The sequence below is a fragment of the Candidatus Pseudothioglobus sp. Uisw_016 genome, assembly GCF_048087635.1.
In the GTDB taxonomy this organism is placed as follows: domain Bacteria; phylum Pseudomonadota; class Gammaproteobacteria; order PS1; family Pseudothioglobaceae; genus Pseudothioglobus.
Map to the genome: position 1 here is coordinate 700,779 of NZ_CP159806.1, position 12,872 is coordinate 713,650.

16 protein-coding genes are annotated in these 12,872 nt (G+C 38.9%); 14 read left to right on the forward strand and 2 right to left on the reverse strand.

Features of this window, described 5'->3' with window-relative positions; all coding sequences use genetic code 11:
* Window positions 1–225 precede the first annotated feature (225 nt).
* The 3 genes from msrA to ABXT69_RS03535 are packed head-to-tail and all read left to right on the forward strand — an operon-like array spanning window position 226 to window position 1,768.
* Window positions 226–714 (forward strand): peptide-methionine (S)-S-oxide reductase MsrA, encoded by a 489-nt coding sequence (gene msrA, locus ABXT69_RS03525; RefSeq protein WP_416679232.1) that lies wholly within the window; start codon window positions 226–228, stop codon window positions 712–714.
* Window positions 715–718: 4 nt separating this feature from the next.
* On the forward strand, window positions 719–1,465 hold the full coding sequence (locus ABXT69_RS03530; protein ID WP_416679234.1) for a HesA/MoeB/ThiF family protein: 747 nt from the start codon (window positions 719–721) through the stop codon (window positions 1,463–1,465).
* A gap of 33 nt (window positions 1,466–1,498) precedes the next feature.
* Entirely contained in the window at window positions 1,499–1,768 is a 270-nt protein-coding gene (locus tag ABXT69_RS03535; protein WP_416679236.1) for a hypothetical protein, read from the forward strand.
* 10 nt (window positions 1,769–1,778) lie between these two features.
* Here ABXT69_RS03535 and ABXT69_RS03540 read toward each other — a convergent pair whose 3' ends face one another.
* Window positions 1,779–2,888 carry a hypothetical protein gene (locus ABXT69_RS03540; RefSeq protein WP_416679237.1) on the reverse strand — a complete coding sequence of 370 codons (1,110 nt, stop codon included), beginning with the start codon at window positions 2,886–2,888 and terminating at the stop codon, window positions 1,779–1,781.
* A 138-nt stretch (window positions 2,889–3,026) separates the two neighbouring features.
* On the opposite strand from ABXT69_RS03540, the gene ABXT69_RS03545 reads away from it, so the two are divergent.
* Entirely contained in the window at window positions 3,027–3,377 is a 351-nt protein-coding gene (locus ABXT69_RS03545) for a DCC1-like thiol-disulfide oxidoreductase family protein (RefSeq protein ID WP_416679238.1), read from the forward strand.
* A gap of 23 nt (window positions 3,378–3,400) precedes the next feature.
* Window positions 3,401–4,720 carry an MATE family efflux transporter gene (locus ABXT69_RS03550; RefSeq protein ID WP_416679239.1) on the forward strand — a complete coding sequence of 440 codons (1,320 nt, stop codon included), beginning with the start codon at window positions 3,401–3,403 and terminating at the stop codon, window positions 4,718–4,720.
* Here the strand turns inward: ABXT69_RS03550 and ABXT69_RS03555 are convergent.
* Window positions 4,717–5,595, reverse strand: a complete 879-nt coding sequence (locus tag ABXT69_RS03555; RefSeq protein WP_416679240.1) for a pirin family protein — start codon at window positions 5,593–5,595, stop codon at window positions 4,717–4,719. The genes ABXT69_RS03550 and ABXT69_RS03555 overlap by 4 nt on opposite strands.
* Before the next feature lie 211 nt (window positions 5,596–5,806).
* On the opposite strand from ABXT69_RS03555, the gene ABXT69_RS03560 reads away from it, so the two are divergent.
* The 9 genes from ABXT69_RS03560 to ABXT69_RS03600 all read left to right on the forward strand — a co-directional run bounded on the left by ABXT69_RS03560 (window position 5,807) and on the right by ABXT69_RS03600 (window position 12,866).
* Complete coding sequence (locus ABXT69_RS03560; protein ID WP_416679241.1) at window positions 5,807–6,526, forward strand: type 1 glutamine amidotransferase; 720 nt, start codon at window positions 5,807–5,809, stop codon at window positions 6,524–6,526.
* 92 nt (window positions 6,527–6,618) lie between these two features.
* A complete protein-coding gene (locus tag ABXT69_RS03565) occupies window positions 6,619–6,963 on the forward strand; it encodes a cysteine-rich CWC family protein (protein ID WP_416679243.1) in 345 nt (114 codons plus the stop codon).
* 11 nt (window positions 6,964–6,974) lie between these two features.
* A complete protein-coding gene (locus ABXT69_RS03570; protein ID WP_416679245.1) occupies window positions 6,975–8,339 on the forward strand; it encodes a pyridoxal phosphate-dependent decarboxylase family protein in 1,365 nt (454 codons plus the stop codon).
* A 183-nt stretch (window positions 8,340–8,522) separates the two neighbouring features.
* Window positions 8,523–9,461: a nucleoside phosphorylase gene (locus ABXT69_RS03575; RefSeq protein WP_416679246.1), complete on the forward strand. Its 939-nt coding sequence runs from the start codon at window positions 8,523–8,525 to the stop codon at window positions 9,459–9,461.
* 54 nt (window positions 9,462–9,515) lie between these two features.
* The gene (locus ABXT69_RS03580) at window positions 9,516–9,917 is read left to right on the forward strand and encodes a c-type cytochrome (RefSeq protein ID WP_416679248.1); all 402 of its coding nucleotides are present in this window, start codon (window positions 9,516–9,518) and stop codon (window positions 9,915–9,917) included.
* A 141-nt stretch (window positions 9,918–10,058) separates the two neighbouring features.
* Window positions 10,059–10,490: a glyoxalase gene (locus ABXT69_RS03585; RefSeq protein WP_416679250.1), complete on the forward strand. Its 432-nt coding sequence runs from the start codon at window positions 10,059–10,061 to the stop codon at window positions 10,488–10,490.
* A gap of 5 nt (window positions 10,491–10,495) precedes the next feature.
* Window positions 10,496–10,633, forward strand: a complete 138-nt coding sequence (locus ABXT69_RS03590) for a hypothetical protein (protein WP_416679252.1) — start codon at window positions 10,496–10,498, stop codon at window positions 10,631–10,633.
* Window positions 10,634–10,637: 4 nt separating this feature from the next.
* Window positions 10,638–11,210, forward strand: coding sequence for a peptide deformylase (gene def / locus ABXT69_RS03595; RefSeq protein WP_416679253.1), 573 nt, complete (start codon window positions 10,638–10,640; stop codon window positions 11,208–11,210).
* 246 nt (window positions 11,211–11,456) lie between these two features.
* Window positions 11,457–12,866 carry an ammonium transporter gene (locus tag ABXT69_RS03600; protein WP_416679255.1) on the forward strand — a complete coding sequence of 470 codons (1,410 nt, stop codon included), beginning with the start codon at window positions 11,457–11,459 and terminating at the stop codon, window positions 12,864–12,866.
* The last annotated feature ends 6 nt before the right edge of the window (window positions 12,867–12,872 follow it).

Below are 12,872 nucleotides of genomic sequence, written 5' to 3' on the forward strand. Positions count from 1 at the left end.
ACTAGTTAAGGCGTATTAAGTAGGAAACAATTATTAAATATATAATTATTAGCGATTAAGTGGGTTAAAGAAGAAGGGTAGAAATCTGCATTAATGAACCGGTAGAAAACCATTACATTTATTTGACTTAAGTGGATTGTCTGAAAGCTAAGATTTAGAGTTCATTTATTCATTCTTTTGTCGTCATAAGATATACTATATTCTTTTAATAAACGACAATTAATTATGCAAACAGCTTATCTTGCCGGTGGTTGCTTTTGGTGCGTAGAAGCAATCTTTCAGCGCGTTAACGGCGTCAAAGAAGTAAAAAATGGGTATTGTAATGGGTCGACTCAAAACCCGACGTATGAGGCAATATGTACGGGCCAAACTGGACACGCAGAAGTCTTAAAAGTTGACTTTGATGAGAGCGAAGTTAGCTATGAGTCTTTATTAGTGGTTTTCTTTGAGACTCACAATCCAATGACCCTAAATCAGCAGGGCGCAGACAAAGGAACGCAGTACCGATCGGCTATCTTTTATACCAATGACTCACAGAGGCTAATTGCAACCTCAGTAATTGGGAACATAAAGGGCGCGGTAACTGAAGTCACAGAGCTTAATGTATTCTATCCTGCAGAGGCTTATCACCAAGATTACTTCAACAACAACGCGAATCAGCCTTACTGTCAAATGGTAATTTTGCCAAAAATTAATAAGTACTTTAAGCAATAAATTAATGAAAGACCAGGAGCTACTCAGATACTCTAAGCAAATTATGTTGCCTCAGATTGATATTGAGGGGCAGCAAAAAATTATGGACTCGACAGTACTAATTATTGGTATGGGCGGTCTTGGATCTCCAACGGCTCTATATTTAGCAGCTGCGGGAGTAGGCCATATAATTATTGCTGATTTTGACCAGGTAGAGCTTTCAAATCTTCAGCGTCAAATCATTCACCAAACTAAAGACATTGGCGAAGACAAGGTAAACTCTGCTAAAGATAAATTGATCAAGCTTAACCCAGAAATTAAAGTGACGATTGCAAACGAGCTCGTTCATACGGGCAACCTTTCTCAATTAGTTAAAGGTGTTGACCTTGTTCTTGACGGCACAGACAACTTTGAAAGTCGCTTTGAAATTAACAGGGCCTGCGTTGAATTTAAAAAGCCTCTTGTTTCAGCTGCGGTGATTCGTTTTGAAGGTCAGGTCTCTGTTTTTAAGGGTTACGAGAAGGATCAGCCCTGCTACCAGTGCCTCTACTCTGAAGAGGGAGATGACAATGAGAGTTGCGTTCAAAACGGCGTTTTAGCGCCAGTAGCTGGACTCATTGGGACTATTCAGGCTTTGCAGGCTATCAAGGTTATATTGAGATTAGGGGATGAGCTATGCGGGACACTTCTCCTCGTTGACGGGTTGGATTTAAGTTTTAGAAAGGTTAAAATTGGTAAAGATTTAAAGTGTCCTATATGTAACGCAAGTTAGGCCTAATTTTTTATATTTTCGGAGATCTAAAAAATGATTAACTTTATAAGCATCCTTTTATCAGTTGGCTTTGGGTATCTTTTCTTTAAAATTGCAAGACCAAAATTAGAGTCTGGATCTAAATCTATTTATTACGCAAGAACTTTTTTTGCTTGGAGCCTATTCGCTTCGACTTCCTTTTATATTCGTCCTTTTGTTGTTGATCAGAGTGTCAATAATATAATTTATTGGCTTATGATGTCAGCTCCATTTGCTATTTTTGCAACAATCGCTGGCTATCTTTATGGAAGGTTTAGTAAGTAATCTTTATGATCTAAAGTTCACTATTTAAAGAGCTAATACAAGAAATATAATTATCCCACCTAGTGCTTGAAAATTCCGTGCCATTCTCTACTTGAGGACCTATACTTCCAAGATAGCCACCTAATAGTGCTTTGTTATACAACTGAATATTAATTTCAGATAAACCTAAAGTAGATCTACATAAGTTATGAGTTTCCCCAGTTATTGTTATCTCTTCACCAGTAGATTCCTCTAAGAGCTCTTCCATTAATTCGGCTTCAAATTCATCAAGCTCTTTTTCTATGGCTTCAGAAGCAAGTTTTGCTTGGTAAGCGGCAGTTGACGCTGCAGCAGCAGCTTTATCAGCAGCTAGTTTGGCTTGGAAGGCATCAAGAGCAGCTTGTCTTGCCATCTCTGCTTGTATTTCAGCCATCATTTCAGCAGCATCTGCTTCAGCTTTAATTTGAGCCTCAAGCGCTGCAAACTCTGCATCTAAAAGACTATCTTGGTATGCAGCAGTAGACGCTGCAGCAGCAGCTTTATCAGCAGCTAGTTTAGCTTGGAAGGCATCAAGGGCAGCTTGTCTTTCCATCTCTGCTTGTATTTCAGCCATCATTTCTTGAGCAGCTAATTCAGCCTCAAGTTGCGCTTCAAAGGCAGCAAGCTCTTCCTCTAAAAGACTATCTTGGTATGCAGCAGTAGACGCTGCAGCAGCAGCTTTATCAGCAGCTAGTTTGGCTTGGAAGGCATCAAGAGCAGCTTGTCTTGCCATCTCTGCTTGTATTTCAGCCATCATTTCTTGAGCAGCTAATTCAGCCTCAAGTTGCGCTTCAAAGGCAGCAAGCTCTTCCTCTAAAAGACTATCTTGGTATGCAGCAGTAGACGCTGCAGCAGCAGCTTTATCAGCAGCTAGTTTGGCTTGGAAGGCATCAAGGGCAGCTTGTCTTTCTATCTTTGTTTCTTTTTCTTTGAGGGCAAGTTTAGCAATAAGTTCGGCTTCAAATGCAGCAAGCTCTGCATCAAGAAGTTCAGATTGCTCAGCAGACGCCGATGCAGCAGCTTTTTCATCCGCTAGTTCATAACTAAAATAAACACTAACTAATCCAATAGATATTACTAAAAAAAGTAGAATTTTTTTCATTTTTATATTGTAGTATATTATGAAGTTAAGTGCTATCTTTTATTCTATTATTGACTCTATTTTAAAGACTAATACATAATTAACTTTTATCACTCTGACTTGTATAATGCAGTTTATATATTTACCCCAAAGAAATTTATGAAAACTCAATTATCAGGAAAGGTTTTGTTTAATGAAGAATGCAGTATCTGTAACTTTGAAATTAAACACTACAAAAAACGCTCACAGCTAGAATATGAAAACTGCAGTCAGAAGGGTGATAAGTACTTAAAAGCACTTTATGTTGAATTTCCAGATGGCTCAGAAATAAAAGGCGTTGAAGCTTTTATCTATGTTTGGAGTAATACCAAAGGCTATAACTGGCTCGCAAAATTTGTAAGCACTCCAGGTGTCTTTGTTGTTGCGAAGTTAGTTTATGCTTTCCTTGCATTTATACTGTACTGGCGATTTAAGCTCTTTAATCAAAAGTTTAAAAGAGAAGTCCTTTAACGGCATCAATTAAACCCTAAAAAATGCAAACTAATTTTACAGGCCTTTCACACAAGAGAGTTTTAGGTGTGGCTATTCCAATAGTATTGGCAAACGCTACAATCCCAATTTTGGGCGCTGTCGATACTGCAGTTGTGGGGCAATTGGGTCTGGCAGCCCCAATAGGCGCTGTTGGCATTGGCGCAATAATCATTACTGCAATTTATTGGCTGTTCGGTTTCTTGCGAATGGGCACAACAGGTCTTACTGCTCAAGCAATCGGCTCTGGCGACAAACCTGAAACATCTGCCCTTTTAGTTCGAGGAATTATTATTGGTCTCGTAGCTGGCCTGATATTAATTATTGCACAGGTACCTATATTTTTAGGGGCTCTGCAGTTATCTCCAGCCTCTATGGAGGTAGAAAGCTTAGCGCAAAAATATTTACAGATTAGGGTCTATAGTGCCCCTGCTGCTATAGCTCTTTTTGGTATTACTGGCTGGCTTATTGCTAAAGAAAAAACCCGTGAAGTCTTGCTGCTTCAGCTGGCACTTAATGGAATCAACATTACATTAGATTTAGTGTTTGTTTTAAAGCTTGGATGGGGCGTTGAAGGGGTTGCTATTGCAACTCTAATAGCAGAATGGTCGGGCCTTATTTTTGGACTCTGGCTTGCAAGAGAAGGCTTTAATAATGGCTACTGGAAAAACTGGATTCAGATATTCGATAGAGTGCGCCTAATTCAAATGGCCAAAGTGAATAGTGACATAATGATTCGTTCAATTTTGTTAGAAATTGGTTTCGTCAGTTTTTTATTTCTAGGTTCAAGTTTTGATGATGCAACGCTAGCCGCCAACCAAGTGTTGATTCAATTTTTAAACATTACTGCTTATGCTCTTGATGGGTTCGCCTTTGCAGCAGAGGCTTTGGTAGGGCAAGCTCTTGGCGCCAAAAATAGACCTCTTTTTAGAAGAGCAGTAATAATGACAAGTCAATGGGGTCTTGGCTCAGTGATTCTAATGGCGCTAGCATTTTTTGTTTTTGGCAATAGCATCATTAATGTTATGACAACAGCAGAGGATGTAAGAGTTGTTAGTTATGAATATTTACCTTGGATGGTTGCTGCGCCTCTGGCAGGCGTTGCTGCATGGATGTTAGATGGTATCTTTATTGGCGCTACACGAACCGCAGATATGCGCAATATGATGTTTATTTCTTTTTGTATATATTTGATCGCATTGGCACTTCTTCTGCCTAGCTATGGTAATCATGGGCTTTGGGCTTCATTGATTATTTTTTCAATAGCCAGGGGCGTTACTTTGGGATTTAAATACCCAGCTCTAGAAAAATCTTCGGAACATTAGTCTAAGTAACCAAACTTACCGCTATTGAAGTCATCAATTGTTTGTTTTATCTCTTCATTGGTGTTCATAACGAATGGACCATATGAAGCAATAGGTTCGTCTAAAGGCTCACCACTTAGAATAAGAATGGTTGCATCCTCATCTGCCCTGACAGTAAACTCTTTACCGTCATTCTCAAAAAGTACAAAATGGTTTGCTGGAGCCTTTTCAATGTTATTGACAGTGATGCTGCCTTTGATAACTAAGAGGCCAGTATTATGGTTTTTATCAAAACTAAAACTCGTCCCTTTACCTTTATTAAGATGAACATTAAAAAGACTTAAGGGGCTGAAAGTAAAAGCAGGGCCCTTATTTTTTTCAAATTCACCAGCAATAATATCAATTGATCCTACGTTATTTTCTAGCTCAACTTTGGTGAGGTCATTCTTGTTAAGATTCTGATATTTAGGAGTTGTCATTTTATCTTTAGCAGGCAAGTTAACCCAGAGCTGAACCATCTGCATTTCGCCGCCTTTTTTACCAAAGTTTTTCTCGTGGTATTCTTTGTGAAGAATGCCAGAACCAGAAGTCATCCACTGCACATCACCTTCACCAATAATTCCGCCACCGCCACTACTATCATGATGCTCAACCTTTCCTTTATATGCAATCGTAACTGTTTCAATTCCTCTGTGAGGGTGCGAGCCAACACCTCTTGGCGCTCCATTATTTGGCGGAAAGTAATGCGTTGGACCATAGTCCATTAGCAGAAATGGACTCAAACGCTTCATTGTAAGAGGCTCTTCTCTCCCAAGAATTCCATGAACTCTAAAACCGTCCCCTACAAAATGAAGATTACCTGGAGCTATTACTGCCTCTATTGTTCTAAATGCCATTTTATTAGTTGAATTCTCAAAAGATAAAATTATAGATGTATTCTATTAATCACTATGTTTATTTATTGCAACAGTGTGTTTTATTTCATACAAGAGTTTTGAGGTTAGGAAGGCTTAATTGAATTCTAATAAATCTAATCATTAAAATAATAACTGACAACGTTAGAGTTCATAAATTAGAATACAAGTATTAAATTAAAAATTCTTTATTTTGAAAAAAAATATTCTTGTCTTTAAACATATGACTTCTCAGAATCCTGGAATCTTTCGAGATTTTGCTGGTATTCAGAATGTTAGTTTTCACGAGATTGATCTTCATGCTGGCGTCAAAATTCCTAATTTAGAAAAGTTTGATGGTCTCTGGGTGATGGGAGGTTCGATGAACGTATGGGAAGAGGAGGAGTTTCCTTGGTTGATTGAGGAGAAAGAAGCTATTCGCCATGCGGTTGAAGATTTAAATATGCCATTTTTAGGCATCTGTCTTGGGCATCAGCTCCTTGCGGTAGCAATGGGTGGTAAGGCGGTCAATACTGGAAGGTATGAAGTAGGTCTATTTGAAATTGAGCCAACCAAAGCAGGACTAAATCACCCACTCCTTCATAACCTTAAAGATTCTGAAAAATGGGTTAATGCGCACTTAGTAGAGGTAATCGAGCCACCTAAGAATTCTATTATATTAGCAACCTCTAAGGCTTGTCAAAACCACATTATGCAAGTAGGCAAGAATGCCTATTCATGCCAGTTTCATCCTGAGGTCTGCAGTCACACTTTGGATGGCTGGATGAAAATTCCTGGCGTACCTAACTTTTTTGAAGAGTTAAGTGTTAATGGTCTTGAAGATTTAACCAGTAGTATTACTGATAATTTAGAGGTTAATAATAAAGCTTCATTTATTCTGTTTAAAAATTGGTGTAATTTAGTGTTTGACTAAATCAACTTGCTATTTTATGCATTAGATATATTGTTGTTGCATTGCAATAGAATCAATGTCAAAATCTAGAATCAATTTCATTTTTTATAACTATGACTGCTAAAAATTGCTCTAAGTGCAATCAATCATTTGGTTGTGGTGCTGGGACAGGCAACTGCTGGTGCATGAGTTTTCCTGCAATTATGTCTCCAACTTTAGAGCAAGACTGTTTTTGTCCATCGTGCCTTGGAGATGCAATTAACAATAGAATTGAGTCACTTATTGATGAGAATGATATGGAGAGTATTCAAAAACTTGCTGAGCCATATCGCGCTCAACCTAAGCTCATTAAGAATGTGGACTTCACTGTTGAAGACGAATTGTATGTATTTAGTAAATGGTATCTAATAAAGCAGGGGAGTTGCTGTAAAAATGGTTGTAAGAACTGCCCTTATTAAAAACTTGAACTATGCATAAATTTGATGATAAAGCCTCCAAGATATTATTAAATGTACTTTCTCATACCATTGAGCGCTTAAGTATGGACCCGCCAACTTTAGATTATCCAAAGTCGGTTAATTTTTTTGAAAAAAATGCCAAAAGCCTTATCTCTGAAATGGGAAACTCTATTGACACTGTTTTTGATCAATATAAAAATACTATAGAGCAAAGCATTATTTCAGTGGACTCTCCAAGGAACTTGGCCTTTATACCTGCCGCGCCTACCAAGGCCTCTATGATTTTTGATCTAGTGGTTTCTGCTGGATCCCTTTGTGGAGTTTCTTGGCAAGAGGCCAGTGGGGCGGTCTGGGCAGAAAACCAAGTCATAAGGTGGATAGCCGATCTTGTTGGACTTCCTGAGAGTGCTGGAGGCTGCTTTGTTGCTGGAGGAACTAATGGAAACTTATCTTCATTGGTCGTTGCAAGAGAGGAGTTTCGTAAAAAGAATCCCGGCACGTTGAAACGCTTAGCTATTTTGTGCTCCGATCAAACCCACTCTTCAGTAAAAAGTACCGCCCTAGTAATGGACTGTGAAGTCATAGTTGTTGCCACAACTGATTCATATCAATTAACCCCTGAGCTTATCAAAAATGAACTTAGAGAGCATTCAAAAATGTATGAGAGTCTTGATATATTTGCTGTTGTTGCAACAGCTGGCACGACAAATTTAGGGGTGATAGACGACATCAATGGTATATCTGATTTCGCAAAAAAGAACAAAATATGGCTTCATGTCGATGGCGCTTATGGAGGCGCAGGCCTGCTTTCAGATAACGTTAAGGATTTATTTAATGGAGTTGAAAATGCAGACTCATTTATCGTTGATCCCCATAAGTGGCTTTTTGCTCCGCTTGACTGCGCGGCGGTCATTTATAGAGATAAAAGTCTAGCAGCAGAAGTGCACGCTCAAAAGGCGGGTTATTTGGATATTCTTCATGACGATGAGGAGGGTGACAACCCTTCAGATTATGCCTTTCATTTGTCAAGGAGAGCGAGAGGTTTGCCGCTATGGTTTTCTTTATCCGTATACGGAGTAGAGGCATATCGAAATGCTGTAGAGAGTTCACTTAATATTGCAATCTACACGTCACGAGTAATTAAGGAGTCGTCACATTTATCCTTGTTGATTGAGCCTACGCTTTCAATCGTTGCTTTTGAGAGAATAGGTTGGGACTGGTCAGATTATAAGAGTTGGTCAAAAAAGCAACTTAAAAAACAAATCTGCTTTGTTGTTCCATCTTCCGTAAGAGGTAAGCCAGTTTTGAGGTTTGCTTTTGTAAACCCGGGAACCACAGAGGCAATCGTAGATGAGATCTTATTAAGCCTAAAGTAAACCTTCGCAATAATATTTACTTTATTGGTTTATCTTTTTTTGGTTTTTTCTTTTCTTTTCTAGAGTCTTTTCCCTTAGCCATGTTTCCTCCCTTTAATGGCAAATATCTTACAGTATTTTCGATTGCATCTTTAGAGCCTTATTAATATAATACTGGTATGACAAAAAATAATCCTATTACATATGACTGATAGATCTGAGATCGTAATTGTTAATGAGCGTCTCTACCACTTGGGAGTAAAAAAAGGAGACCTTGCGCAGAATGTCTTTATCGTTGGAGACCCGGCGCGTGCAATTCGCGTTTCTAAAGAGTTTGATACAATTGAGCGAGAGATTTCAAATAGAGAATATCTAACGTTTACAGGGACATATAAGGGCATTCCTGTTTCTGTTATTGGCACTGGGATTGGCACAGACAACGTCGAAATTGCCTTAGTTGAAGCCTTCATTGCCCATGAGTTTAACCTTAAAGATAACACCCGTAAAAATGACTGTCCGCCGATGACATTTATAAGGCTTGGAACGTCTGGTGGCGTTCACCCAGATATAGCTCCTGATACACTTGCAATCTCATCCTATGCGCTTGGTTTAGATAATACTGGGCTCTACTATGATGAGGCTCCAGTAGATGAAATAGTTGAAAGAATTGAGATTAAAGCAAAACAAATTTTGACTGATGCAGCGCTTAAAGACTCAAGATTCAGAGGAAAAATTATTCCCTATGCATCAAAAGCATCTACGGAAATTACAGAGGCATTGGCAAAACAAGCAGCGAAGCATAACGTTAAATTTGAAGTTGGGATAACGGTTTCCTCTCCAGGCTTTTATGGTCCGTCCTCGCGCTTTATTGAGGGTCTAAAATATACCTTTCCTGACATTAAGGGTAGCCTTTCAAAACTTGAAATCGATGGTCTTCGGGTACTTAATATGGAAATGGAGTCCAGTCTATTTTTTCACTTATGTGGCCAGATGGGTTATCGAGCCGGGACAATTTGTACAGTAATTAGCGCCTCTACATCGAGCGATGATGTTGTAGACTATGACGCGGCTATAGGAAGCGCAATTAAAATTGGCCTGAAGACGCTAGTTGACCTTAATAAAGAAACTAATTTAGAAGCTTAATAACTACATTTAAAATTCACTTAACTTATATTTCTTTAGAGTAGACTCACCCCTATGAAACTATTAATCATTGCCATAATTGCGATTTTAGCCGGGTGTAGTTCTGGAGAAAAGGAAAAGAGCCTAGAGCTAAATGTAGCACTTGGAGAAGACGTTTTTAATAAAAACTGTATCAGTTGTCACGGCTCAAAAGGAGTCGGCCTTGCCAAGGATTGGAAAGTTAAAGATGAGAACGGTAACTATCCAGCGCCACCGCTCAACGGCACGGCGCATACTTGGCATCATTCACCTTCTGACCTGCTTTATACAATTAATAAGGGTGGGGGAGAGATGGGCGGAATGATGCCTGGATTCGAACAAAGACTTTCTGAAGAAAAAAAATTAGCTCTTATAGATTATATTTATAGTTTGTGGCCAAGTGAAATTCAATCAAAATATGACAAGCGGTTTAAGTAGTTAAAAATTCTATTTAAGTAGTATTTTAGTAGTTAAAAATTCTATATAAATCCAATTTTTTCGAACTATTCGCATCAATATCCTCAAGTTTGGCGTATTATTTTCTATAAAATAATATTTTTTCAGTTTTGGATTTTAATTATGAGTAATAGATTTCATCTGGCCGTTGAGGCCGGGGATTTGTCGGTAACTGTTTTATGGTATCAAGAGGTTCTTGGATGCAAGTTAGATACTTCGGAGTTAGGTTCAGAGGAAGGGTTATGGCAAGATGTTGACTTTTGGGGAAATGAATTAACGCTTCATAGCTCAACTCCAAGAAAAGCAAAAAATGTAGATATGAATAGACATGATGTTGCAATGGGAAATGTTGTTGTTCCTCATTTTGGCGTCCACCTAGAAATGGATCAGTACAAGCAGGTTCGTGAAAATGTTCTTAATAATAATGGCTTCTTAGATAAGCCATATATCCGTTTTGAAGGAACAGATTACCAGCAGGAAACATTCTTTGTTAAAGATCCAAATCATAATGTCTTAGAGATTAAACACATGGTTAATTCTAGAGACTCTCAATAAGGAGTATGAAGTTGAATGATGACCAGGTAGAAAAAATACTAAAAGAGCTCAGAGATATTCGCGGCGTTATGAATAAGGCCTATCAATTATTTTGGGGCGCAAGCATATTGCTTTTATTAATTCTTGTTGTGGATTTTATTTAAATAAATGATTAGACACATAGTGCAAATTGGAAATCCAGCTCTGCGCTTAATTGCAAATGCAGTTGAAGAAAGCCAGATTGCTTCAAAGGAAATTCAAAGTCTTATTGATGATCTTATTGAAACAATGAGAGATGCAAATGGCGCCGGCTTAGCATCAACTCAAATTGCTGTCCCTTATCGAATATGCGTTATAGAGGTCAATAAAAATCCTCGCTATCCCTATAAGCCAGATATTCCTTTGACGGTTTTAATTAACCCTAAAGTAACCTTTTTAACAGAAGAAAGAATCAATGTTTATGAGGGCTGCCTGTCGGTTCCAAACTTAAGAGGAAGAGTTGATCGGTGCCCTGAAGTTCTAATTGAAGGCCTTGATCGAGAGGGCCAAAGTCTCAGTTTTGTTGCAAAGGGTATAAGCGCTGGAACCTTTCAGCACGAGCTTGATCATCTTGATGGTCTTGTCTTTACCGATCGAATGAAGGATGCTAGTTCCCTGACAACTATTGATGAGTTTGCTGCAAATCAAGAGGAAGAATTTAAGCAACAAGTCATCAGTATCGTTAAAAATTATGGCAGTTAAGTTAAGTCATAGATCACTATGAGCTTTAACTAAGCCAATTCTACTAGACTTACTAAATTAATTATCTTCCGTAAGTATTTGTTATTTATTAACTTACTTTAAAAACCTTCTGTAATTGACTTAATTTAGAGATAAATTTGATAGATTTGTCGTTTTGAATTGTTTATACTCGATGGTGTAAGAGCAAAAAGTTCTTATAAGTAAAAAGGAGAGAGTTTACTTACAACAAAAAAAGGAGAAATTGTTTTGGAAGATCAAATCTTAGCTTTAACGGCAGAGTTAGCTGCTGTCAAAAGTGCGGCTCAGGTCACAAACACCATGTTTGCTGAAGCGTACTATTACGTAACAATTCCTTTGATGGTTCTTATTCATGCTGGTTTCCTTCTCTATGAGATGGGTCAAACTCGTGTGGCAAATGTACTATCATCAGGAATCAAAAACTTACTTGCGTTTGCGTTTACAATCGTAACGTTTTATCTGTTCGGTTGGTGGTTCTATTGGGCCTTACCAACGTTTCCAGTTACGTCCCTAGTATCAGGTGCCGGTTTCATGGGAACTTCAGGTTTAGAGTATGCAAGTGCTATAGCATTACCATGGGGCGAATCAGCTCAATATATGGGTCCAAATATGGGTGATCATGCTTCAGGTGTATTCTGGGGTGCTTTTGCTTTATTTGCTGCAACGACTGCGTCTATTGCTTCTGGCGCGCTAATCGAGAGAATACAAACTGTAGGTTGGGTAATCTGTGCGATTGTCCTTGGTTCTTTTGCCTGGGTTGTAGCTGCTGCTTGGGGCTGGCATGCCGATGGTTGGTTAGTAACAGAGTTCGGTTTTCATGACTTTGGTGCTGCTGGACTGGTTCACGCCGTTGCCGGATTCTTCGCGCTTGGTATCCTATTAAATTTAGGTCCTCGTGTTGGAAAATTCAACGCAGACGGTTCTGCAAATAAAATTGCGGGTCATAACATCCCACTAACAATCACTGGCTTAATGCTAATTATTGTTGGTTTTTTCGGCTTCCTAATGGCTTGTATTATTCTGCCTGGTGAAGGTTGGAGTTGGTATGGTGATGGTGCAGCAACTATTTATGGAACGCCAATTACGCTTTCAGCACTAGCATTTAATGTATGTCTAGCTGCATCAGGCGGAATTATCGGTGCATGGGTATTTACTAGAGACCCTTTCTGGATGATGTCTGGCTGTCTAGCAGGTATTATTTCAGTCGCTTCTGGCCTTGATGTTTACTTCGGTTCTCACGTAATTATTATTTCACTTGTTGCGGGCATGATTTTAAAACCATGTGCAGACTGGCTAGAGGGCTTAGGTATCGATGATGCTGTTGGCGCTGTTACGGTCCACGGAACAATTGGCTTGTTTGGCCTTGTTGTTCTTGGTGTGTTCGGTTCTGGTATACCAGGACTTGGTGCAGGTGCCCCAGAAGATACAGTTGCAATTAGCCTATTTGGCCAGATTGTTGGCGCTGTAGTTATGTTCTTGCTTGGATTCGTTCCTGGATACGTTGTATCCTGGTTGGTTAACAAAGCTGGAATGTTACGTATTCCAGATGCTGTCCAAATCAAAGGTCTTGACGCAGTCAAGGTTCCTGCTCAGGCTTATCCTGAGTCAATGGTTAGTGGCGATTCTGAATCTAAATAAGGAGGA